Genomic DNA, 21,637 nt, shown 5'->3' on the forward strand with positions numbered 1-21,637 from the left:
GATGTGATGCGCTGCTGTCCGWCAATTATCTCGAGTTGATCATCATCATTTACATATAGAAAAACTTGCGGAACAGGCAGGCCCATCAAAAATGACTCAATAAGACGTGAGGCTTGTTCGATCTTCCAAACGTATTTCCGTTGATAGAATGGGACTATTATGTCGCCTTCATTCATCTTGTTTGCCAGAAGCTCGAGCGTCGGATCCGCCGGTGAAACAGATATGTCAAACTCAACGAATGGTGTTTCGTCGTTCTCTTCTTCGGTGGTGAGTTCTTCACCCTCGATCTGTTCGTTCACTGTATCGCCTCCTTGATAGGAATTTCCTCACATTCACGAGTTTCCATGCCGCCGTCAATGAGCAGACGCCAAGCAGCAGCGACAGCCTCGCGAGGCTGCTTGAGGCCATGGTGAGCGCAAGGCGGGCGTGAACAAGCTTGATGCAGCGGTCGAAAACTCGACGGGCGGGAAGCAGCGCCCCCCGCAGCCTGAGCGACAGTTTTCGGGAATGCTGCCTCACATCGGAGGTTGCGCCTGGCCGGCCGAAGAAGGACCGGCTCCGATCTCTTGCCGTGCCCGCCGCCATCATTCTCTTTCGGATACGCGACCTCGTGGCCCCCGACCGTCTGCTACGGGCCGGTCGGCAGGAAACCCGTCGACCGGGCTTCCAGACTACAGGTCTATCCCCTCTGACAGGGTTAGCGCGTCGTCAAGGTCGACACCGAGGTATCGAACAGTGCTGTCCATCTTGGTGTGACCCAGCAGAAGCTGAACTGCACGCAGGTTACCGGTCTTCTTGTAGATTTGCGCCACCTTTGTCCGACGCATCGAATGCGTGCCATAGGCGCTCGGCTCGAGCCCTATCGATGTGACCCATTCACGCAAGATGCGGGCATACTGTCGCGTCGACAGATGAGCACTGTGGTGGAGACGGCTGGGCCAGAGATGCTCCAGCCCAAGCATCTCTGGATCGGCGATCCAGCGTTCAAGCGACTGGCGTGTCGTTTCGGTGATCTCGAAGCGGACCGGCTTGCCCGTCTTGCTCTGGGTGACCGAGGCGCGCTCCTTCACCCTCCCCGCTGCGAAAACGTCCCGGACCTTCAGGCAGACCAAGTCGCAACCCCGAAGTTTGCTGTCGACCGCCATGTTGAACAACGCTAAGTCGCGTCGGTTATCCGCCATCTCTAGGCGGACGCGGATCGACCATACGTGTTTCGGCAGCAGGGGGCGCTTCTGGCCGATGATGCGCCCCTTGTTCCAGGCAGGACGTTCGGGCCGGATCGCAGGAAGATAGTCGGTGGACATAGCGTTACCTCCTGTCCTCCAGCCCCACCCTGACTTCGGATGATCCGACAGAATCGATAGTATCACGAGATGCCTGAGTCGTTCCGTGCAGTCTCGCGGGCGGGAAGCGGCCCTTCGCTGCGGCAAGGGTGAAGGGCCGGTTGATCTTTCCTCACAGGACCAGGACCTCCGTCCTGCAGCAATCGGCATTTAGGCGGCGCGACCTACTTGGACTTTGGCTTCAAATTCAAATTGATCTTGGTACACCCGCAGCGTGCAGATTCCTTCGTTTTGCCAGCCTTTACAACATATATATGTTCGCCGCAGGTAGGGCATTCAAATTCGAGCTCTAACTGTTTGAAAGCGGCAACTACCGGCTCGAAATCCTGCCGCTGGAGGTTGACCCACTCGTTGTAATGGACTGCCGGATTGATTTCCCATTGCTCACTTTGAGATTGGGTAACGGCATTGGCGAAGGTCACATGGCAGGCATTGATCTCGTCAAAGCGGGTGTTGTCGCTCCAGCTTTGCGCGGTCACTTTGGCTTTCTTGTAGACTTCGTTCATTGCACTGATCGCGGCGGGCATTAGGTCGCCCAAGTCGTATTTACCATCGCTGCGATATTCGACGCGCCCGCCCAGCCGAGCAGACCATTCCGCTGCAATATATTCGAGGTAATGCCGCAGCTGACTGGCAGCGGCGCGTATCTCATTCGCCGCGACCAGCGCATCAACCTCGGCCCATACATCGGTCTGTTTCCATTCCTTCGGGCCATGATCGACATGCCATTTGCGAAAGGTTATCGCGCTCTTGGCCGGGATGAGCTTGCTACTTTTCATGTGGTTGAGCCACACCGGGTCGTGTGTGGTGAGCACGAACTGGGTGGTGGGGAACTTGGTTCTGAGCAGTGTGCAAACTTCGCGCCGGTGCCCAGCATCGACCGACATTAATACATCGTCCAGAACGGCGAACGTGAACTGATTGCCGAGCAAATGCTTCATCAAAGCGAGGTAGAGACACAAGCCCATACCGTCCTGATGGCCTTCGCTGTGATACGCACCCGGAGGGAAGAAGCCCTTGCCATAGAAATCGACCTCGAAGCCCAGTTTGCCAAGCGAGGGCGTAAGCTGAGCCTCAAACTTGCTTTCATCGTCGCCGTTGATGTCACGATAATAGCTTCGAAATTCCGCCTCTACGTCTTTGTAAATGGCCTCGAGTGCCTTGTCGGTAGTTGTGCCATACAGCGCATGGACCTTGGCGGCGGTGTCGGCCTTGGCTTTCCCCGCCGCATATTTCGTCATCGCCTGACGCCACGCTTCCAAGCGTTCCTGCCCGACGGTCAGGTAATCGCGCGCCGCATCGCGGTCGGTCGGCTCCGGCAGTGCCTCCACGCTCGCGGTCAGCGTCGCGATATGGTCTAGCGCAAATTGGATGTCCTCCCAATCTGTATCGAGCGCCGCGATAGTGGCGTCCAGCGGCAGAAAGTTGCGCAACACTTCGGCGCGGCGGTCGGCTTCTTTGGCCACTACCGCGAACGGCTCAAATGCGAGCGGGGTGGGAAGGTCACGGGCATAGACCGCCAATTGCCGCAACATCGGCCGCAACCCTTCCAACACTGACCTGCCCCTGAACTTTCATCCAGCCGCGACCGGAGCCCGGTTAGTGTTTACGCCAATTGGCGCAGGTTGAGCAATCGCCCGACGCGCGGAGCTTTCATCTCGCGCAGCGGGGCGGGCGATTGCGGCGGTCAGGGTCCGCGCGTAGTCAGCCGGGGCCTGGTAGTCCAAGGCCGAGTGCGGGCGTTCGGTGTTGTAGTCGGCAGCCCAGGCGGCGATCACGATACGGGCATGGGCCAGGTTGCGGAACATGGTCTCGTTGAGCAGCTCGTCCCGCATCCGCCCGTTGAAACTTTCCACAAATCCGTTCTGCATCGGCTTGCCCGGGGCGATGTAATGCCACTCAATGTCGCGATCGGCGGCAAAGGTTAAGATCGCGTTACTGGTCAGTTCGGTGCCGTTGTCAGAGACGATCATCCCGGGCTTTCCGCGGCGTTCGATCAGGGCGGCCAGTTCTCGCGCCACGCGCCGCCCCGAGATTGAGGTGTCCGGGATCGCCGCCAAACATTCCCGGGTCACGTCATCGACGATGTTCAGCACCCGGAATCTTCGCCCGCAATCGAACTGGTCATGGACGAAATCCAGCGACCAGCGTGCATTGGGCCGCGCCTCGACCAGGATAGGGGCCCGTGTTCCGACCGCCTTGCGCCGCGCCTTCCGCTTGCGCACCGTCAGCCCTTCTTCGCGGTAGAGCCGATAGATCCGATTGATCCCCGAGGGCTCGCCCTCGCGGCGCAGCAATACGAACAAGCGCCGGTAACCGAACCGCCGGCGCTCGTTGGCCAAGTCCCGCAACCGACCGCGTAACGCCGTATCCGGCGCGCGTCGGGATCGATAGCGGATCATCATTCGATCCGCGCCGACGATGTGACAGGCCCGCCGTTCCGAGAGGCCATGCTCGGCCCGAAGATACGCAACGGCTTCACGCTTCACGGCGGGCCCTACCACTTTTTTGCAACCAGGTCCTTCATCGCCGCCAGATCCAGCATCTGCTCGGCCAGCAGCTTCTTCAGCTTGGCGTTCTCATCCTCGAGCCCCTTCAGCCGCTTCGCCTCCGACACCGTCATGCCGCCGAACTTGGCCTTCCAGTTGTAGAAGGTGCCTTCCGACATGCCGTGCTTGCGGCACAGGTCAGCGCACTTCGCGCCTGCCTCATGCTCTGCCAGGATGCCGATGATCTGTTCGTCCGTGAATCTCGTTCGCTTCATTGTCCGTCCTCAAGTTGGGCCGGACTCTAATCGCATCTGGAGGAAAAATCCCGGGGCAGGTCACGGCGCATAACGGGGATCGCGCAGCCACTTGAAGATCAGGTTCGCGTTCACCGCGTAGCGCCGCGCCACCTGAGCCACGGAAACGCCCGGCGCCGCCGTCTGGAAACAGATAGAACGCTTCTCCTCATCCGTCCAAAGTCGCTTCGTCCGACGCGCCACGCCATCACCATAGTGTCCACTATCAATGGTGGACACTATCCGCCTCTTTCACCACGCGGCAGGGCGGTCAGGCCGGACGCTTACGCGACTACACAGGCGCCGCGGCTCTTCTGGGCAGTCTGCCGAAGGCGGGTTGGCTGCTGGCTAACAGGGGCTACGACGCTGATTGGTTCAGAGAAGCGTTGAAAGACAGGGGGATAAAGGTCTGCATCCCCGGTCGAAAGTCCCGCAGGAAGGCCGTCAAATACGACAAGCGGCGCTACAAACGGCGCAACCGCATCGAGATCATGTTCGGCCGTCTGAAGGATTGGCGGCGCGTCGCCACCCGATACGACCGCTGCCCGGAAACCTTCTTCTCCGCGATCATGCTCGCCGCAACCGTCTTGTTCTGGCTGTGAAATTCAATGAGTCTGGACCCTAGCTGACAATCCTCATTACTCTCAAAGAAGCGGTGCCCAAAGCCGCGCAAGAGGCGAACTGATCCGGATGTGAAGCGGCTGATCGACAAGCGCGCTGATCAGTTCATCGCTCTGTACAAAATCGTCAGACAGCATGCGCTCCACGTCGGACGCAAAGGCCCCGTCTGCGACGAAGACCATGCTCTCGAAATTGAGCCGGAAGGAACGGTTGTCGAGGTTCGCGGTCCCGACCGCTGCCAGATCGTCATCCACGAGAATGACCTTCTGGTGCAAAAAGCCGTCGCAATAGCGGAAGAACCGCACGCCTGTTGCACGCAATTCGTCGAAATAGGCGTGCGAAGCGAGCCACGGCAGATAATGGTCGATCGTGGAGGGGAGCAGAATCCGCACATCCCGACCTGCAAGGGCCGCAGAGACGAGCGCGGACATGATGTCGGTGTCCGGTACGAAATAGGGCGAGGCGATCCAGATCCTGTCCCGGGCAGCCGTGATCGCGGTGAAGAACATCAGGCTACCGCTGTCGATCGGGTCTCCGGGCCCCGTTGGCACTAGGGCTGCAAGCGTCGCGTTTTCCGGGTCCGTCGCGTCACCCGCCTCCCATGGCAAATCGTCCGTCAGGGACTCGCCGCTGGCCCAATGCCAGTCCTCCGCGAAAACGGCTTGTATCTGCCCCGCGACCGGCCCCCGGATCTCGACATGTGTGTCTCTCCAGCGGCCGAACTGCGGGTCAAGGCCGAGATACTCGTCGCCCACGTTGTGCCCGCCGACAAAGGCCACGTCACCGTCGACGACAACCGTTTTGCGATGATTACGAAAGTTGATCTCCAACCGCGATGTTGGACCTCTGGAGTGATCCGGGTTCAGCACGGCGACACCGGCGTCGCGCAATCTGGCGGCCCAGGCCTCCGGCAGTTTCTGGCTGCCCACCCCGTCATACATCACGCGGACCTTCACGCCGCGCGCGGCGGCAGCAACGAGGTGATCCGCCAAGCGCCGTCCAAGCCCGTCGTCTCGTATGATGTAGAACTGCACACATACGCTTTCGCGCGCGCTGTCGACCACTGCGCAGATGGCATCGAAGGTCGCGCCGCCGTCGATCAGCAGCCGGACCTCATTTCCGCCGGTAAAGGGCAGTCCCCCGATGCGTTCGAGCGCGCGCAGCGTTTTCTCCCGTTCAAACGGGAGGGTGCCTCTGCTCGCTTCGGTATCTTGTATGCTGAACAGGTCATGGCTTTCTCGCCATGCCGCGCGATAGTCGCGGACTTTGCGGCGACCGAGCACAAGGAAGGCTGGAACGCCGAACCACGGCGATGAAACGAGAAAGACGACCCAAGCGGCTGCACCCTGTGGCGTGCGCGCCGATGCAATCGCGGCCCAGACGCAATAGGCGACTGCCAAGGCGCCAAAAACAGCCAGTATTGTCGCAAGAACTGTCGTCACCTGGCGAGCGGCTCCCGAGTCAAAGAGTAAAATAGCGCGCTTATCGTAGCAGCGATTTTAGAAACGGAAATGGTCGTGTCGCGAAGGTGGTGGAAATTGCCGAGCAGCGGGCTCCGGGCATGTAACGTTGGCTCCAGTCAGGGGCGTTGATGATGTGACCGCCCCCCGACGGCATCGCTGTGCCAAGGTGGGTCTGCGAGGATCCACAGAGAGGAGCGGTCATGTCGGAGATTATCACGGTTGGGCTCGACCTGGCGAAGAATGTGTTTCAGGCGCATGGGGCTGATGCATCCGGGCGCGCGTTGCTGCGCAAGAAGCTGAGACGGGACCAAGTGCTGGCGTTTTTCGGTCAGTTGCCGCCCTGCGTGGTGGACGACGCCATCGGTGCAGGAGCGGCAGGCATACTTCGGGCGGCGGGTGACGATGACACGGAACTGGGCGGGCACGATGTCGAGCCGTTCCGAGACATCTTCCCCGATGCAGTGCAAGCAGCCGCCGCAGGCGCAGGTCAGGCTGTCCGGTTCGATGACCTCCTCGATGCGCGGCAGGTGCTTTGGCAGCGATCCACGATTGGCGGCACGCGGTTTGGCAGGGCGCTTGGCGGCCCAATCCTCGGCATCCTCTTCGGCATGGATCACCGCCATCGCAGTTTCCAGATCTTCCAGCGCCAGTTCGAACGTAAGCGTCCGGCCTGAGCGCTACCCGGGCCATTTCCAAGGCAGCAGGTCATCGACCTTTGTGATCTTGTAATCAGGGATACGGGCCAGGGTGTCGGCGAGCCAGGCATGGGGATCGCTGACGTTGAGCTTGGCTGTTTCGATCAGGGTGTAGGCGATGGCGGCGGCCTTTCCACCTGCCTCGGAACCGACGAATAGGTAGTTTTTCCGCCCGAGGGCGATGGCGCGCATGCCGCGTTCGGCGGCGTTGTTGTCGAGTTCGAGGATGCCGTTGTCGAGGTAGGGGCGCAGGCGTTCCATCCTGGTGAGGGCGTATCGGATGGCGGCCGCTAGCGGGGATTTCCCCGAGATCGTGGTGAGTTGCATGGCCAGCCAGACTTCCAGGTCATCGAAGACCGGGGCGGCATGTGCCTTACGGAGTTCGGCGCGGCGGTCCGGTGGCGAACCTCGGGCTTCCTTCTCGACGGCATAGAGCCGGGCGATGCGGCCGATGGCCTCCTCAGCGATCGGCGAACCTTGCGATCGGTGGATGTCCACGAACTTGCGCCTGACATGGGCCATGCAGGCGACCTCGCGGATGGCGCCGGAACGGTAGAGATCCTCGAACCCGGCATAGCCGTCGGCATGCATCCAGCCGCGGAAACGGGCCAGATGATCCTTGGGGTGCTGACCCTTGCGGTCGCCCGAGAAGCGATACCATGCGGCAGGCGGAGCATCGCCATCCCATGGGCGCTCATCGCGGGCATAGGTCCAGAGCCGGGCCGTCTGGGTCTTGCCGGTGCCGGGCGCCAGCATCCGCACCGGCGTATCGTCGGCGAAGATCGCCTCGGCCGACAGGACATGGCGCCCGATGGCCTCGGCCAGTGGCTCCAGAAGGGTGGTGGTCTTGCCGACCCAGTCGGCCAGGGTCGATCGGTCGAGATCGAGCCCTTCGCGGCCGAAGATCTGGCTCTGGCGATAGAGGGGGAGATGGTCGGCATACTTGCTGACCAGCACATGGGCCAGCAGACCCGGCCCGGGGCGACCGCGCTCGATCGGGCGCGACGGCAGCGGGGCCTGGACGAAGCGTTCGCAGCAAGCGCAGGTCAGCCGGGGGCGGACAATCCGGTTCACGATGAAGCGCCCAGGAACATACTCCAGCTCTTCCGTGACGTCCTCGCCGATCCGGCGCAGGCGACCGCCGCAATCGGCACAGGCATCGGCGCCGGGCATCAGTTCCACCTCCATCCGGGGGATATGATCCGGGATCGGACGGCGCTTGGGTTTGCCCTTCTCCTCGATGTCCGGCAGACGCATCCGCGCCGTCATCGCGGCGGCCGCGATCTCGCTGGCCTCAAGAGCCAACTGAAGCTGTTCTGCCGTCTCCGAGGACGCGCCGAACCGGTGTGCCCGGTGCCCGGCCAGTTGGTGCCGCAGCCTCTCGATCAGGATCGCCTGCGCCTTCACCTCGGCCAGAAGCCGCGCGGTGAAGCTGCGCAACTCCTCGGGATCTTCCGGCAGGGTCAGGGTCTGATCGAGCATGCAAGGAGTTTATCCCACGGGATTCCTTATGGGAATCATTCTCTTGTGGCCCCCCCCTGATTATCCCGCTGCCAAGGGCCGCCACGTTCGCTCCGGGGCACGCCAGTCGATCCCTTCCAGGAGCATCGACAACTGCGCCGGTGTCAGCGCCACCTTCCCCTCCTTGGCCGAGGGCCAGACGAACCGGCCCCGCTCCAGCCGCTTCATGAACATGCAGGCCCCCTGGCCATCCCACCAGATGACCTTCACCAGATCACCGCGACGGCCGCGGAAGACGAAGAGATGCCCGCCGAAAGGATCCTGCTTCAGCACCGCCTCGGCCTGCGCCGCCAAGGAAGCAAAGCCCTTGCGCATGTCGGTGACCCCGGCAGCCAGCCAGACCCGCGTGTTGGCCGGAACCGGGATCACGCCGAAAGTCCCCGGATCAGCCGCGCCAGCGCCTCAGGATCATAGCTGCCGCTGATCCGCATCCGGTGACCGCCCGCCAGCTCGATCTCGATGTGGTTCTCGGCGGCAGGTGCCGCCGGAGTAGACCTGGTCTCCGCGACGATCTCTACGGGCAGAAACCGCGCCTCCTCTGCTGGGCGCGCAACCGAGGTGGGGTCCGGCGCATAACGGGGATCGCGCAGCCACTTGAAGATCAGGTTCGCGTTCACCGCGTAGCGCCGCGCCACCTGAGCCACGGAAACGCCCGGCGCCGCCGTCTGGAAACAGATCGAACGCTTCTCCTCATCCGTCCAAAGTCGCTTCGTCCGACGCGCCACGCCATCACCATAGTGTCCACTATCAATGGTGGACACTATCCGCCTCTTTCACCACGCGGCAGGGCGGTCAGGCCGGACGCTTACCGTCCAAAGTCGCTTCGTCCGACGCGCCACGCCATCACCATAGTGTCCACTATCAATGGTGGACACTATCCGCCTCTTTCACCACGCGGCAGGGCGGTCAGGCCGGACGCTTACGGAGGGGATGGGTCTGAAAGACAACCTTCTCCACTGATTTACTTTACAAAGCAATGACTTACGTGCGTTTCCGTCAGCCGTCCGGCTGCCTTACCAATAAAATCCGAAGGACCTGAACCGCGGTTGAGCCTGTGGCGACGTCAGTGCGGGCATCGCGTGCCCGGCCATCGGCGGGACGGAAAGCGTTCGGCTGGGGGCCAGCGCGCGGAGCCTCGCGATCCGGCTTTCTACCGGCGGATGCGTCCGCAGCAGCGAGGGTTCGGGGATGCGTCTGCCGGGCAGGAAGATGTCCTCCCAGAACCGGCCGACGCGGCGCTCGAGCTTGCCGAGCGCGCCGATCAACCCCTCGGGGTCGCCGGTCAGGTCCGCCGCCACCCGGTCTGCATCGTATTCGCGGGTGCGCGACAGCCCGAGCTGGATCAGCGCCATCAGCGTGGGCGCGAAGATCAGGAGCACCACGACCGACCAGGGCACATGGACCATGCCCGCCATCACGAGCGGCAGGTTCACCAGCACAAGCAACTGTCCCATCCAGCTTGCCAGCGACACCAGCCGCGACATCACATCTGCGAGCCCCATGATCCAGAGGTCGCGATGGGCGATGTGGCCGATCTCGTGCGCGAGGACGCTGGCAAGTTCGCGGCCGTCGAGGATCTCGAGCAGCCCGTCGGTGACGCAGATCGTGCTGTCCTCGGGGCTGCCCATGGCAAAGGCGTTCGGCAGCCGGCTCGGGACGCGATAAAGCGCCGGGGTGCGCGGCAGGCCGGCGCGGCGCGCGAGCTCGGCAAGTGCTGCGATGAGACCGGGGGCCTCGCGCCCCGTCAGACGCTGGGCGCGATAGGCCGACAGCAGCATTCGTCGGGACAGGTCGGGGGCCAGAAACAGGCCGGCGACCATGCCGAGCGCGACGAGCAGCCCCGTTCCGGGCCCCAGGATCACGGTGACCGAAACCCAGGCGAGCGCCGCCATGAGTCCGAGCAGCAGCGCCGATTGCACGAAATTGAGCAGGCGGTGGCTGGCGGAGGCCGCGGTCATCGCGTCTCGTGGCCTCCGAGTTCGCGTCGGTCCTGATCGCGCACGAGCCAATGGACAACCCCGAGCGCAAGCGCCGCGCCCGCGAGTGCGGCAATCTTGGATGATTCCGTCTCGCCGACGTCCAGGATGATGAATTTGCGCGCGATGGCGAGGAGCGCGATCAGCACGATCGTGCGGACCTGGAGGATCCCAAAGCTGCGTTCTGTCGCCACAAGAAGGGAACGCTTGAACTCGAGCGCAATTACAACGGTGAAGATCATTCCGAACACCACCTGGAAGGTGGCGTAATCGAGCGTGTTGAACGCTCCCAAGACCAACCGGTTCACGACCTCGCGCATCAGCGCCCAAACCGACGCCACGACGATAACCGCAATGATGGCGCTGAGGACGAAAATGACGACCTGTTCGAACTTCTCGTAGAGCGTCATCGCCGACCATTGTTCACGGGTCAGCCCGGATGGTTTCAGGTCTTTCATCAGTACCCCTCGAAGTTCCCCCCGAATAGACAAGCTCTCCCTGGCTTCGCCGCAGACCGGGATCATTCGGGAATTCTTTACCTGCGATGGAGCCAGGAACCAATTGTTATGTGTCGAGAACCGGGACTTTGGGCCCAGACTATCGATCGTTCCTCAGTCTTCCTGCGAAAGAGCCCCGCCGCTGGTCTCGTTTGCGGCGGGGCTCCATTAGAGGTTCTCTTTTAGTTGAAGATGCGCGTTCGAAGTTCCTCGAACCGGGTCGCAATCGTTTCGAAGATCCCTCCGGTATCCTCCTGCGCCTCAATCTGACGGTCCAACTCATCCAGCGCCTCATGCAGATCCTCGAAATCGCTTTCGCGGCCGTAGCCGAGCGCTTCGGCGATTTTGAGTTCCTGGCGTGCCGCCTCAACATAGTCGGCGGCCGTCAGATCGGCATCTTCAGTAGCGGCTTTATCTTCAGTAGCGGCTTTATCTTCAGTAGCGGCCTTGTCGTTTGCCGCCTCACCGTCGTCATTGAGCAGAGCTTTGGCCTTCTCGATCATCGCTACGGCTCTGAGCGGAGGCAGGGCGACCACTGTGTCGGTCACCACCTGGGTGCTCAGTGCGGCGTTGAGTACCGTCATCGCTTCGTCGGTCTTTCCGTCATCAAGCAGTGCCGTCGCTGCAAGGATCGCGTCGGGATAGGTCGCAAGCGGAAGGCTGGTTGTCCGGATGACAACCTCGGACGCGAACCCGCTCAGCAGCGGTCTCGCTTCCTGGAACTTCCCATCGTCGACCAAGTCCTCGATCTGTTTGCCGAGTTCTCGGACGGCTTCGACGCTGCCCAGAACGTCATAGGTGATATGATCGACCCGTACGGGCGCCAAAGCGAGATCCGGTTCACGCGCGACGACGGTCTCGAGCTTCCCCGTGGCCAACGCGAGCGCAGCAATCGCCGCATCTGTATCGCCCTTCTCGATCGCGGCGATCGCAGCGTTCGTTTCATGGAGCGCGTCGACCGCCTCCTGGATCACGGCGGTGCGTTTATCGGCGAGCTGTGAATCGGTTTCGGCGGTCACGCTCTCTTCGACCTGCTCCCGGTTGACCGCCTGCGCTTCAGCTTCCGCCTGAGCCGTATCCTGAGACCAGGAAGGGCCGGCGCTGACAATCAGCAGGGCCAAAGCTGTTCCCGCGTAAAGATTCCTGAGTTTCATCAGTCTGTTCCTTTCGGCTGCGATTGGTTCTACGGCGGTTTCGCCGCAGAGTTGGTACGATCAATGCCCGGCTCAGGCCTCCTTGACCGCGATTTTCCTGACCTTGGCCTGCGCCTCGGGAGTCTGGGGCAGCTTGATCGTCAGAACCCCGTTCTTGAAGGATGCCTGCGCCTTTTCGCCATCCACACCGGGAGGGAGCGGAATTGTCCGGTAGATCGCGCCGTAGCTGCGCTCGGACAGGTAATACCCCTTTTTCTCCTCCTGGCGCTCGATCTTCTTCTCCCCCTTCACAGTCAACATGTCATCGTTGACCGTCACCTCGATGTCCTTCATCTCCATGCCCGGCAGCTCGATCGATACTTCGATCGCCTTGTCGGTCTCGACCACGTCGGATTTCGCTTCGCCGCTGCCAAAGGGCCATTCGAAATGACCGACGCGGTTCCAGAAGTTCTCGAACACATGGTTCATTTCGCGCTGGAGTGTCGCGATCGGGTTGTCTTCGCTGCTCTTGGCATCTGGCGCGCCGTCCTTGCGCGCCCAGGGAATGAGGTCTTTGATCTGCATGATATGGTCTCCTTCGGTTTTCAGGCGCCCTTGACGGCGATCTTTTTCGGCTGCGCTTCAGGGGCTCGGGGGAGCGTCAGGGTGAGGACACCTCCACGCATCTCGGCTTCGATCCTGTTGGGGTCGAAGTCCTCGGAAAGCGTGAAGGCACGCTCGAAATCGCCCTCGCCATATTCGGCATAGGCAAGTTCGAGGTTTTCCGGCCGCACCGGGTCAACTTTGCCGCGGATCGTCAACACACGATTTTCGAGCGTGATCTCGACCGCATCGGCGGCGACCCCAGGCATTTCAAGCATCATGGAGACACCCTGATCGGTCTCGACGATATCGGTCAACGGGCGGTAGATGCGTCCGCCGCCGGTGGTCTCGGGCGAGTCGGTCGGCGTCTTTTCGGCGGCTTGCGTGATGTCGGTGCTCATCGTTCCAGCTCCTCTCAGGCTGCCTTGATCTCGATTTTCTTCGGCTTTTCTTCCTCGGGCCGGGAGATGACGATCCGCAATACGCCGTTCGTCATCCTCGCCTCGACCTTGTCATCCGAGGCCGCGAACGGCAGGCGGATAGTGCGGGAAAACCTGCCGAAACTGCGTTCGTTGCGGTGCCAGCGCGCACCGTCGGGAACCTCGGGCGCCTTGCGTTCGCCCGAAAGCGTCAGGACGTTGTCCTTAACCGAAATCTCAATGTCGCCCGGTTCGATGCCGGGAAGTTCAGCGGTGACGGCAACGGCCTCGGAGCCTTGCCACACATTCACCGCCGGGAACGCCGCGCGGGACGGGGGCAAGAAGCCGCGGTCGAGATCGCGCATCATGGAGCGCATCAGCGCGAAGGGATCGCTGCGGCGCAGATATGTCGGATAGAGCATTGCTGGCCTCCTGTAGCTGATCGATGCCCCCGAACCGGCGGCATGGTCCGACCGGGCAACGGTGCCGGCTGGATGTCGGTTCGGAGACCGCCCATCAAGATAGGCAGATCCATTTATTATGCAAGCATGTATGATGCTTGCATTGCACTTTGGATGGAGTGCGGTCTATCCTGTGTCTCATGCCACCGGAGGAAGGATACCTATGATCTCTTCGGACATCGCGCTGATCGGGACGACGATCCACCGGGTCGCGCAGCTCATCCAGCAGCGGATCGACCAAGACATCCGCGACAGCGGCCTGACCCGCCTGTCCTGGATGGCGGCGGCGCATGTCGAGGATGCGCCCGGGCTGACCATCGGCGATCTGGCCGACCGACTTGAGGTCGGCCCGGCCACTGCGGGCCAGCTCGTCGATCGCATGGTCCGGGGCGGCTGGGTCGAGCGGTCGCCCTCGCTCGACGACAGGCGGTCGCAGATCGTCACCGCAACGTCGAAGGCCCGGGCGATGCTGGAGGAACTCGCGCCGCGGCAATCGGCGCTCGAACATGAAATCCTGCAGGATCTGTCGGCAGACGAAAGGCGCATCCTGCTGGCGCTGCTCGAGCGGATCAAGGCGCGGCTCGGGCGCCAGTGAAAGGGACAAGCGGCATGGAAAGGAAGACCGAATATAACATCTGGTACTGGGTGGTGGCTTTCATAGCCGTGCTTTTCATCCAGAACCTGATCGCCGGCTGGCAATCCGTCGCACCGATCAGCTACAGCCAGTTCGAGAGCTATCTCGAGGATGGCAGGGTCGCGTCCGTCGCGGTCGGCGCGGACACCATCACCGGCACCTTCACCGACCCCGTCGACGGCAAGAGCCAGTTCGTCACCACGGTCGTGGATCCCGCGATCCTGCAGCGGATCGACCGCTCCGGCGTCGAGATCACGGGCGTTCCTCAGAACACCTTTCTCGGCACGCTGATTTCCTGGGTGGCGCCAGCGCTTGTCTTCTTCGGAATCTGGATGCTGCTGTTCCGTAAGTTCGCCGACAAACAGGGTTTTGGCGGCTTCATGCAGGTCGGCCGCAGCAAGGCCAAGGTTTACATGGAAAAAGAAACCGGCGTCAGCTTCGCCGACGTGGCCGGTGTGGACGAGGCCAAGGCCGAGCTCGAGGAGGTCGTAGAGTTCCTCAGGAACCCCGCCGAATACGGAAAGCTGGGCGCACATGTCCCCAAAGGCATATTGCTTGTCGGGCCGCCGGGCACCGGCAAGACGCTTCTAGCGCGCGCAGTGGCAGGCGAGGCCGGCGTGACCTTCTTTTCGATCTCGGGCTCCGAGTTCGTCGAGATGTTCGTGGGCGTCGGTGCCGCGCGGGTGCGCGACCTCTTCGAGCAGGCTCGGAAATCCGCGCCGGCGATCATCTTCATCGACGAACTCGACGCTCTCGGGCGGGCGCGCTCCTCCGGCCAGATCGCTGGCGGCCACGATGAGCGTGAGCAGACGCTGAACCAGCTTCTGACCGAGCTCGACGGCTTCGACCCTTCGGTGGGCATCGTGCTCCTGGCCGCCACCAACCGACCCGAGATCCTCGACCCCGCGCTGCTGCGTGCGGGACGCTTCGACCGGCAGGTGCTGGTGGATCGGCCGGATAAGAAGGGACGTGTGCAGATTCTCGGCGTTCACATGAAAAAGGTGAAGCTCGCCCCGGACGTCGATGCCGAGAAGGTCGCAGCGCTTACTCCCGGCTTTTCCGGGGCGGACCTCGCCAATCTCGTCAACGAGGCTGCGCTGCTTGCCACGCGCCGCAAGGCCGATGCGGTGACGATGGACGACTTCAACAATGCCGTCGAGCGCATCATCGCAGGGTTGGAAAAGAAGAACCGCGTTCTGAACCCGCGCGAACGCGAGATCGTGGCGCACCACGAGATGGGGCACGCGCTGGTGGCGATGGCTCTGCCGGGGGTGGACCCGGTGCACAAGGTCTCGATCATACCGCGCGGAATTGGCGCGCTCGGCTACACGATCCAGCGCCCGACCGAGGACCGCTTCCTGATGACGCGGGAGGAACTCGAGAACAAGATCGCCGTGCTGCTGGGCGGGCGCGCGGCCGAGAAGATTGTCTACGACCACCTCTCGACCGGGGCGGCGGACGATCTGGTCAAGGCCACCGATATCGCCCGCGCCATGGTCGCGCGGTACGGGATGGACGAAGACCTCGGGCATGTCAGCTACGACACCGATCGGCCCGGCTTTCTCGGCACCGGCGACCAGTCGTCGTGGCTGAACCGCCGCTACAGCGAGGCCACTGCCGAGCGGATGGACGCGAAGGTGCGCGACATCGTGGATGGCGTGTTCAAGCGCACCGTCTCGCTTCTCGAAGCCAACCGGGCGCTGCTCGAGCAATCGGCGCAGGATCTCCTGCAACGGGAGACACTGGACGAGCCCGAACTGGTGGCAATTGGGTCCAAGGTGAAAAGAACGGAAGCAGTCGCTGCGTGACACCGTCACTGACGCAGATGATCGGCGGACAACCCTGACTGGATAAAGAAACGGAGAAGACGAATGGCAAACGGAGCTTGCGATATTTGCGGTCGCCCGGCGACGGCGCGCGTGCGCGCCTCGGTGAACGGCAAAGTTCAGAACATGGAGCTGTGCGATCAGCACTACCGCGAAATGGTGCGCCGGTCGGGCCGCAGCGCATCGCCGCTGGAGTCCCTGTTCGGACGACATTCCCTTTTTGACGAATTCTTCGGCGATAGCGGGTTCGGCAGCCTGTTCAGCGACAGCCCGCTGCGGGGTGGTGCACTGGGCGCCACGGGCGCGGGTGAGGACGACGTCGTGGATGCCACCTTCGGGGAGGGCGCGCCGCGGCGTGGATCGCGGCGCGGCGGCGGACGCACCATCGCCGACCGGCTGAGCGAACAGGGCAACAAGCTGCTGCAGGATGCAGCACAGAAGGCCGGGGAATTCGGGCGCAGCGAGGTCGATACCGAACATCTGCTTCTGGCATTGACCTCGTCTGACGTCGTCAAGACGATCCTGGAACAGTTCAAGGTCGATGTGGACGATCTGCGGCGCCAGATCGAGAAGGAAGCGAAGCGTGGAGACGCCAAGACGGAAGGCGAAATCGGCGTAAGTCCTCGCCTGAAGGACGCGCTGAACCGGGCCTTCATCGCCTCGAACGAACTCGGCCATTCCTATGTCGGCCCCGAGCACCTGCTGATCGGCCTTGCCGAAGAGGGCGAAGGCCTCGCGGCGGCGATGCTGCGCAAGCTGGGGTTGACGCCGCAGGCGCTGCGTCAGCAGGTGACGAAGGTGGTCGGCAAGGGTGCCGAGGAAGGCCGCGTCGAGACTCCGTCGAACACCCCCGATCTCGACCAGTTCAGCCGCGATCTCACCAAGGCCGCGCGCGAGGGCAAGCTCGATCCCGTCATCGGCCGCGCCCGCGAGATCGAGACGACGATCGAAGTGCTGGCCCGCCGGAAAAAGAACAACCCGGTGCTGATCGGCGAGCCCGGCGTGGGCAAGACCGCCATCGTCGAGGGACTTGCACAACGGATCGTCGCGGGCGAAGTGCCCGAGGCGCTGCGCGACAAGCGGCTGGTCGAGCTCAACATCAACTCGATGGTGGCCGGGTCGAAGTATCGCGGCGAGTTCGAGGAGCGCGTGCAAAAGATCCTCAAGGAGATCACCGAGGAGAAGGACAGCCTCATTCTCTTCATCGACGAGATCCACACCATCGTCGGCGCCGGCCAGGGCGGTGGCGAAGGAGGTCTCGACATCGCCAACACCTTCAAGCCGGCGCTGGCGCGGGGCGAGCTGAACCTGATCGGCGCGACGACGCTCAACGAGTACCAGAAATACATCGAGAAGGACGCGGCGCTCGAGCGACGGTTCCAGCCGGTTTATGTGGACGAGCCCACGGTCGCACAGACGATCATGATTCTGCGCGGGCTGCGCGACACGCTCGAAAGCCACCACAAGGTGACGATCACCGACGAGGCGATCATCGCCGCCGCGGAGCTTTCGGATCGCTATATCACCGGTCGCTTCATGCCCGACAAGGCGATCGACCTGATCGACCAGGCCGCGGCGCGGGTGAAGATCTCGGCCACTGCTCGGCCCGTGGACGTGCAGGAGCTCGAAGCCGAGGTCGCGCAGATCAAGCGCGAACAGGACTATGCCGCAGCCCGCAAGCAATTCGACCGTGCAGCGGAACTGAAGAAGGAACTCGAGCAGAAGCAGAAGGAGCTGGACGAGCTTCTGGAAATCTGGAAGCGCGACCAGGCTTCGGCGACCGCCGAGGTGCGCGCCGATCACGTCGCGCAGATCGTCTCCAAGATCACCGGCGTTCCGGTCACGGACCTGACCACCGAGGAGAAGGACAAGCTCCTCAAGCTCGAGGAGAAGCTGCACGAGCGCGTCATCGGCCAGGAAGAAGCGATCCGCGCCGTGGCCGATGCGGTGCGCCTGGCGCGAGCGGGTCTGCGCGAAGGTTCCGGTCCGACCGCGACCTTCCTGTTCCTCGGGCCGACCGGGGTTGGCAAGACGGAACTGGCCAAGACGCTCGCGGAGGTGATCTTCGGCGACCAGGATGCGCTGATCCGTATCGACATGTCGGAGTATGGCGAGCGCCACTCGGTTGCCCGGTTGGTTGGCGCACCTCCGGGCTACGTCGGATACGACGAAGGCGGGCAGCTGACGGAGAAGGTGCGCCGTCGGCCCTACTCGGTCGTGCTCCTCGACGAGATCGAAAAGGCGCATCCCGATGTCTACAACATCCTGCTTCAGGTGTTCGACGATGGCCGCCTGACAGATGGCAAGGGCCGCGTGGTGGACTTCACTAACACCATCATCATCGCCACCTCGAACCTCGGTTCGGACATCATCCAGCGCAACCTCACGAAACGCGGTAGCAGTGAGTTCGACGAGGCCAAGCAGAAATCCGAACTGATGGAGGTGTTGCGCGGTCATTTCCGGCCAGAGTTCATCAACCGGATCGACGAGATCATCGTCTTTCATTCGCTGAATCAGTCGGAGATCCGCCAGATCGTCGAGTTGCAGCTCAACCGGGTGAAGCGGACCGCTCTTACCCAGGGCGTCGAACTCGAATTCGACGTGAGCGTCGTGGATCACTTCGGCGCGGTCGGCTTCCGCCCCGAATTCGGCGCCCGCGAGCTGCGCCGGCTGATCCGGTCGGAGTTGGAGACCGAGTTGGCCCGCGAGATGCTCTCCGGGCGGATCGAGGATGGTGACAAGGTCCGCGTCGCCTGGTCGGAAGACGAACAGAGGGTCGTGTTCGAAAAGATCGTAAAGGACACCGGTGACGACAGCCCGGACGATCAGGCCAAGGCCGGGATCGAGGAGCCCAGCGAAGTTGCCGAAAACAAGACGGATGTTCCGAAGCCCAGCGTTGGGGATGAGGTGCAGTCCAAGGACGACAAGTCCGCCGAGTGACAGCGCAAAAGACTGGCCCGGCGCGATATCGGTCGCGCCGGACCATCTCTTCGGAGAGTTATAGGAAGGTCCACGGCATGAACGTCATTAGATCATTCCGCAATCTCGACCGGCACGGCCAACAGCGCGCGCCTGAGGTCATCGAGGAGGAGGTGCGGCAACTTGAACCGCACCTTGCGCGCTTTCGCGAGGATCTGGTCCGGCTCGAAGTCGTTGCCTCGCAGACGAGGGGCAAGAAGCGCATCAAAGTCAGCCTGCGCCTGCAACTGCCGTCGGGCGTGATCGCGGCGCGGGAAGAGGGATTCGAGATCGAGCCTGTCCTGCGCAAGGCCTTTGCCGACCTGCGCCACCAGGTCGATCGGCATGTGGCGCGCCTCAAGCACGAGCCGGAGTACAAGCGTCCCGCCCGCCGGCGCCGGATCGGCGCCCCGCTGCCGCCCGCGCGGGATGCGGCGGAGGCGGAGCGGCGCCAACTCTTCTTCGACCTGATCGAGGATCATCTCGATACGGTCTACGACACCGTCAGGCGCGAGTTGACCTATCTCGAATGCAGCGGATCTGTGCCGGAGGGTTACCTCAGCGTTCGCGATCTTGTCGATGCGACGATCCTCAAGGGGCTGGCCCGCTTCGAGGATCGGCCCTCGGAGTTTTCCGTCGGCGACTGGCTGAAACGGCTGGCTTTTGAGACCATCGAGGAAGAATCCCGCGCCGCCCGCCGCGCCGTGCCTGAGGATGCCGCCTCCATCGAGGCGGAACCCGAGGCCCCGGCGGAGGATCCGACCGAGGCGGATCAGGCGATGTTCGAGTTCTACCAGCCCGACGAAGTGCTGATGCTGGAGGACCTCCTCGCCGACGACGGCGGCACAGACCCCGAGAGCCAAGCGGATCGGCATAAGATCGCCATGGTGCTGCACCGGGCAATCGCCGATCTTCCGTCGGTCGAACGCCGCGTTCTCTATCGGCTCCACCTCGACAACGCTACGATCGCGGAGACGGCAGACCTTTTCGGCCTGACCGAGACAGTGGTCGCCGAGATCGCAGAAAATGCGGGCGCGACACTACGCGCGAGGCTTGCCGAAGCCGGGTTGGTCAGAGATCCATCAGGCCGCGCGCCCATCGAACGGGAAATCGCTCACACGCAGCGTCTGCCTCAGCCGATCGAGGATCGCCGCCGCGTGGCCGCCGCCCTAACCGGCGAGGAGGCCGGCTCCGACACCTGACATGGAACTGAATAGGAGATCGACCAATGACCACAGCCTCTGAAAACCCGACCGACAAGATGCAGGACATGCTGTGCAGCCTGTCCCGGAATTGGTGGGCATTCGTGTTACGCGGCGTGCTCGCATTGATCATCGCAGTGCTAGCCTTCGTCATGCCTGCGGAATCGCTTCTGGCGCTCACGCTGGTCTTCGGCGCGTTCGCCTTTGCCGACGGCGTGTTCGGCCTCGTCGCCGCGATACGTAACATCCGCAAGGGCGAACGCTGGGGCTGGCTGATGTTCAGCGGCATTCTGGGCATCGCCACGGGCGTCGTCGTGGTTGTCTCGCCTTTTGTCGCGACTCTTGTGCTTGCGACATTCCTCTGGGCCAGCATCGCCTTCTGGTCCGTGTTCTCGGGTGCCCTCGAGATCGCGGCAGCGATCCGCCTGCGCAAGGAAATCGAGGGCGAGATCTGGCTGATCCTGAGCGGCCTCGTCTCGGTCGTTCTCGGTGTCGTCGTGACCTGGATGCTGCTGACGCGCCCGCTCGAAAGCTTCCTCGCGCTCGGCTGGCTGATCGGCTTCTACGCCGCGATCTTCGGGGTGATGATGATCCTCCTCGGGCTGCGGCTGCGCAAGGCGGATCGCCCGAATGACGGCACCATCGCCGGCCAGCCCCGGTCGGCGCAGATGTGATGTGCGCTGTGGCAGATGACCGGCGCCTTGCCGGCGGCGAGAACGATTTCACCCGATGGGATGAAACGATTTTCGACCGTTGCCTTAGCGCCGGCTTCAATCCGTTCGGCAGCGGTCCGACGCCGATCTTCCTGCGGCACCCGGGCGCAGAGGCGCGCGCCGATGCAACGCCGTGCATGACCCCTGACACCGAAAATGCGAGGTGCTGATGTCTAACCGCCTGCCCGACTTGGCACTTGCTGCTGCGGCCGCTTCCCTGGGCATCGGCATCGTTTTCCTTTTTCGCTCGATGTATCTTGCCGAAGACACGCTGCCTTTCGCGCAGGAGATGACGCTCATCTTCCTCGGCGCTGTCGTGACGATCATTCTGACCGCGGCGCTTCTCAATCGCCAGACCGATCTCGAGCTTCGCAAGGAAGGAAGGGTCATCATCCTCCAGCAGCAATGCGACATTTACATGGCCTGTATCGAGAAGGTCGCAGAGATCGTGGAAACCGCAAGGCACGATGCGAAGCTGATCGATGAACTGCGTGTTCTCAGCCACAAGCTGGCTGTGGTCGCGAGTGCAGGGGTCGTGTCCAGCTTCGAGCAGGTACTGGAGAGCTTGCAGTCCGGTTTTGCTGACGGCACGCTCTCGGACGGGGACGGAGAGGGCGTGATGAATGCCGTCGCCGATCTCACGATAGCGATGCGGTCGGACGTCCTGCACGCTGCTGCCTTTCCTTCGCAGAACACCGAACGCGCCGTTCGCCTGAATTCGAGGCGAATGGAAAAACTCGACGATCTCGAACGTCACCTTCTCGCATCAACCGACACCCGGGAGATCTAA

General features: G+C 62.5%; 21 protein-coding genes and 3 pseudogenes. 8 read left to right on the top strand and 16 right to left on the bottom strand.

Translation table 11 applies throughout. The features are described 5' to 3' along the window. The 5 genes from AQY21_RS19805 to AQY21_RS28040 all read right to left on the bottom strand — a co-directional run. A partial coding sequence (locus AQY21_RS19805) for a DUF262 domain-containing protein (RefSeq protein WP_152988287.1) occupies nucleotides 1-299 on the bottom strand: 299 nt, incomplete at its 3' end. A 372-nt stretch (nucleotides 300-671) separates the two neighbouring features. Further along, nucleotides 672-1,304 (bottom strand): tyrosine-type recombinase/integrase, encoded by a 633-nt coding sequence (locus tag AQY21_RS19810; protein WP_058099326.1) that lies wholly within the window; start codon nucleotides 1,302-1,304, stop codon nucleotides 672-674. Nucleotides 1,305-1,507: 203 nt separating this feature from the next. Continuing rightward, the gene (locus AQY21_RS19815) at nucleotides 1,508-2,878 is read right to left on the bottom strand and encodes a hypothetical protein (RefSeq protein ID WP_058099327.1); all 1,371 of its coding nucleotides are present in this window, start codon (nucleotides 2,876-2,878) and stop codon (nucleotides 1,508-1,510) included. Nucleotides 2,879-2,917: 39 nt separating this feature from the next. Further along, nucleotides 2,918-4,107, bottom strand: a protein-coding gene (locus tag AQY21_RS19820; RefSeq protein ID WP_114669626.1) for an IS3 family transposase whose coding sequence is annotated in 2 segments (ribosomal slippage) — nucleotides 2,918-3,855 and nucleotides 3,855-4,107 — 1,191 coding nt in all. Because the reading frame shifts where the segments join, the coding sequence is not laid out codon by codon here. A gap of 60 nt (nucleotides 4,108-4,167) precedes the next feature. Beyond that, nucleotides 4,168-4,365 (bottom strand): transposase, encoded by a 198-nt coding sequence (locus AQY21_RS28040; protein ID WP_238986841.1) that lies wholly within the window; start codon nucleotides 4,363-4,365, stop codon nucleotides 4,168-4,170. A 35-nt stretch (nucleotides 4,366-4,400) separates the two neighbouring features. On the opposite strand from AQY21_RS28040, the pseudogene AQY21_RS19830 reads away from it, so the two are divergent. Continuing rightward, nucleotides 4,401-4,727 (top strand): annotated as a pseudogene (locus AQY21_RS19830) (transposase); the annotation flags it as partial. A 42-nt stretch (nucleotides 4,728-4,769) separates the two neighbouring features. Here the strand turns inward: AQY21_RS19830 and cls are convergent. Next, a complete protein-coding gene (gene cls, locus AQY21_RS19835; RefSeq protein ID WP_035747392.1) occupies nucleotides 4,770-6,188 on the bottom strand; it encodes a cardiolipin synthase in 1,419 nt (472 codons plus the stop codon). A gap of 221 nt (nucleotides 6,189-6,409) precedes the next feature. Between cls and AQY21_RS28775 the strand changes: the two are divergent. After that, nucleotides 6,410-6,559: pseudogene (locus AQY21_RS28775) on the top strand (IS110 family transposase); the annotation flags it as partial. Here the strand turns inward: AQY21_RS28775 and AQY21_RS28045 are convergent. The 10 genes and pseudogenes from AQY21_RS28045 to AQY21_RS19885 all read right to left on the bottom strand — a co-directional run. After that, a pseudogene (locus AQY21_RS28045) lies at nucleotides 6,560-6,865 on the bottom strand (IS66 family transposase zinc-finger binding domain-containing protein); the annotation flags it as partial. Between the two features lie 21 nt (nucleotides 6,866-6,886). Then, nucleotides 6,887-8,386, bottom strand: a complete 1,500-nt coding sequence (locus AQY21_RS19845) for an IS66 family transposase (protein WP_058099329.1) — start codon at nucleotides 8,384-8,386, stop codon at nucleotides 6,887-6,889. Between the two features lie 60 nt (nucleotides 8,387-8,446). Continuing rightward, entirely contained in the window at nucleotides 8,447-8,794 is a 348-nt protein-coding gene (gene tnpB / locus AQY21_RS19850) for an IS66 family insertion sequence element accessory protein TnpB (RefSeq protein WP_018000156.1), read from the bottom strand. Further along, entirely contained in the window at nucleotides 8,791-9,186 is a 396-nt protein-coding gene (locus tag AQY21_RS19855; RefSeq protein ID WP_018000155.1) for a transposase, read from the bottom strand. Before AQY21_RS19855 ends, tnpB begins: the two co-directional genes overlap by 4 nt. Before the next feature lie 252 nt (nucleotides 9,187-9,438). After that, on the bottom strand, nucleotides 9,439-10,383 hold the full coding sequence (locus tag AQY21_RS19860; protein ID WP_058099330.1) for a zinc metalloprotease HtpX: 945 nt from the start codon (nucleotides 10,381-10,383) through the stop codon (nucleotides 9,439-9,441). Beyond that, nucleotides 10,380-10,859: a phosphate-starvation-inducible PsiE family protein gene (locus AQY21_RS19865; RefSeq protein ID WP_058099383.1), complete on the bottom strand. Its 480-nt coding sequence runs from the start codon at nucleotides 10,857-10,859 to the stop codon at nucleotides 10,380-10,382. Before AQY21_RS19865 ends, AQY21_RS19860 begins: the two co-directional genes overlap by 4 nt. A gap of 221 nt (nucleotides 10,860-11,080) precedes the next feature. Then, entirely contained in the window at nucleotides 11,081-12,052 is a 972-nt protein-coding gene (locus AQY21_RS19870; RefSeq protein WP_058099331.1) for a YfdX family protein, read from the bottom strand. Nucleotides 12,053-12,124: 72 nt separating this feature from the next. Then, nucleotides 12,125-12,616 (bottom strand): Hsp20/alpha crystallin family protein, encoded by a 492-nt coding sequence (locus AQY21_RS19875; RefSeq protein ID WP_045983517.1) that lies wholly within the window; start codon nucleotides 12,614-12,616, stop codon nucleotides 12,125-12,127. 20 nt (nucleotides 12,617-12,636) lie between these two features. Then, entirely contained in the window at nucleotides 12,637-13,035 is a 399-nt protein-coding gene (locus tag AQY21_RS19880; RefSeq protein WP_028713488.1) for an Hsp20/alpha crystallin family protein, read from the bottom strand. 14 nt (nucleotides 13,036-13,049) lie between these two features. Then, a complete protein-coding gene (locus AQY21_RS19885; RefSeq protein WP_058099332.1) occupies nucleotides 13,050-13,475 on the bottom strand; it encodes an Hsp20/alpha crystallin family protein in 426 nt (141 codons plus the stop codon). 202 nt (nucleotides 13,476-13,677) lie between these two features. On the opposite strand from AQY21_RS19885, the gene AQY21_RS19890 reads away from it, so the two are divergent. The 6 genes from AQY21_RS19890 to AQY21_RS19915 all read left to right on the top strand — a co-directional run bounded on the left by AQY21_RS19890 (nucleotide 13,678) and on the right by AQY21_RS19915 (nucleotide 21,637). Continuing rightward, a complete protein-coding gene (locus AQY21_RS19890) occupies nucleotides 13,678-14,109 on the top strand; it encodes a MarR family winged helix-turn-helix transcriptional regulator (protein WP_058099333.1) in 432 nt (143 codons plus the stop codon). A gap of 14 nt (nucleotides 14,110-14,123) precedes the next feature. After that, nucleotides 14,124-15,956 carry an ATP-dependent zinc metalloprotease FtsH gene (gene ftsH / locus AQY21_RS19895; protein WP_058099334.1) on the top strand — a complete coding sequence of 611 codons (1,833 nt, stop codon included), beginning with the start codon at nucleotides 14,124-14,126 and terminating at the stop codon, nucleotides 15,954-15,956. Nucleotides 15,957-16,019: 63 nt separating this feature from the next. Next, on the top strand, nucleotides 16,020-18,914 hold the full coding sequence (locus AQY21_RS19900) for an ATP-dependent Clp protease ATP-binding subunit (protein ID WP_058099335.1): 2,895 nt from the start codon (nucleotides 16,020-16,022) through the stop codon (nucleotides 18,912-18,914). Nucleotides 18,915-18,991: 77 nt separating this feature from the next. After that, a complete protein-coding gene (locus AQY21_RS19905; RefSeq protein WP_058099336.1) occupies nucleotides 18,992-20,134 on the top strand; it encodes a sigma-70 family RNA polymerase sigma factor in 1,143 nt (380 codons plus the stop codon). A gap of 26 nt (nucleotides 20,135-20,160) precedes the next feature. Beyond that, nucleotides 20,161-20,808, top strand: a complete 648-nt coding sequence (locus AQY21_RS19910) for an HdeD family acid-resistance protein (protein WP_058099337.1) — start codon at nucleotides 20,161-20,163, stop codon at nucleotides 20,806-20,808. A 208-nt stretch (nucleotides 20,809-21,016) separates the two neighbouring features. Beyond that, the gene (locus AQY21_RS19915; RefSeq protein ID WP_058099338.1) at nucleotides 21,017-21,637 is read left to right on the top strand and encodes a hypothetical protein; all 621 of its coding nucleotides are present in this window, start codon (nucleotides 21,017-21,019) and stop codon (nucleotides 21,635-21,637) included.

Origin of the sequence: Paracoccus sp. MKU1, assembly GCF_001447385.1 — a bacterium.
GTDB lineage: Bacteria > Pseudomonadota > Alphaproteobacteria > Rhodobacterales > Rhodobacteraceae > Paracoccus.

Coding starts and splice junctions, on each gene's coding strand:
- AQY21_RS19810 (WP_058099326.1), bottom strand. CDS start 1,304: ATGTCCACCGACTATCTTCCTGCGATCCGGCCCGAACGTCCTGCCTGG.
- AQY21_RS19815 (WP_058099327.1), bottom strand. CDS start 2,878: ATGTTGCGGCAATTGGCGGTCTATGCCCGTGACCTTCCCACCCCGCTC.
- AQY21_RS19845 (WP_058099329.1), bottom strand. CDS start 8,386: ATGCTCGATCAGACCCTGACCCTGCCGGAAGATCCCGAGGAGTTGCGC.
- AQY21_RS19860 (WP_058099330.1), bottom strand. CDS start 10,383: ATGACCGCGGCCTCCGCCAGCCACCGCCTGCTCAATTTCGTGCAATCG.
- AQY21_RS19865 (WP_058099383.1), bottom strand. CDS start 10,859: ATGAAAGACCTGAAACCATCCGGGCTGACCCGTGAACAATGGTCGGCG.
- AQY21_RS19870 (WP_058099331.1), bottom strand. CDS start 12,052: ATGAAACTCAGGAATCTTTACGCGGGAACAGCTTTGGCCCTGCTGATT.
- AQY21_RS19875 (WP_045983517.1), bottom strand. CDS start 12,616: ATGCAGATCAAAGACCTCATTCCCTGGGCGCGCAAGGACGGCGCGCCA.
- AQY21_RS19880 (WP_028713488.1), bottom strand. CDS start 13,035: ATGAGCACCGACATCACGCAAGCCGCCGAAAAGACGCCGACCGACTCG.
- AQY21_RS19885 (WP_058099332.1), bottom strand. CDS start 13,475: ATGCTCTATCCGACATATCTGCGCCGCAGCGATCCCTTCGCGCTGATG.
- AQY21_RS19890 (WP_058099333.1), top strand. CDS start 13,678: ATGATCTCTTCGGACATCGCGCTGATCGGGACGACGATCCACCGGGTC.
- ftsH (WP_058099334.1), top strand. CDS start 14,124: ATGGAAAGGAAGACCGAATATAACATCTGGTACTGGGTGGTGGCTTTC.
- AQY21_RS19900 (WP_058099335.1), top strand. CDS start 16,020: ATGGCAAACGGAGCTTGCGATATTTGCGGTCGCCCGGCGACGGCGCGC.
- AQY21_RS19905 (WP_058099336.1), top strand. CDS start 18,992: ATGAACGTCATTAGATCATTCCGCAATCTCGACCGGCACGGCCAACAG.
- AQY21_RS19910 (WP_058099337.1), top strand. CDS start 20,161: ATGACCACAGCCTCTGAAAACCCGACCGACAAGATGCAGGACATGCTG.
- AQY21_RS19915 (WP_058099338.1), top strand. CDS start 21,017: ATGTCTAACCGCCTGCCCGACTTGGCACTTGCTGCTGCGGCCGCTTCC.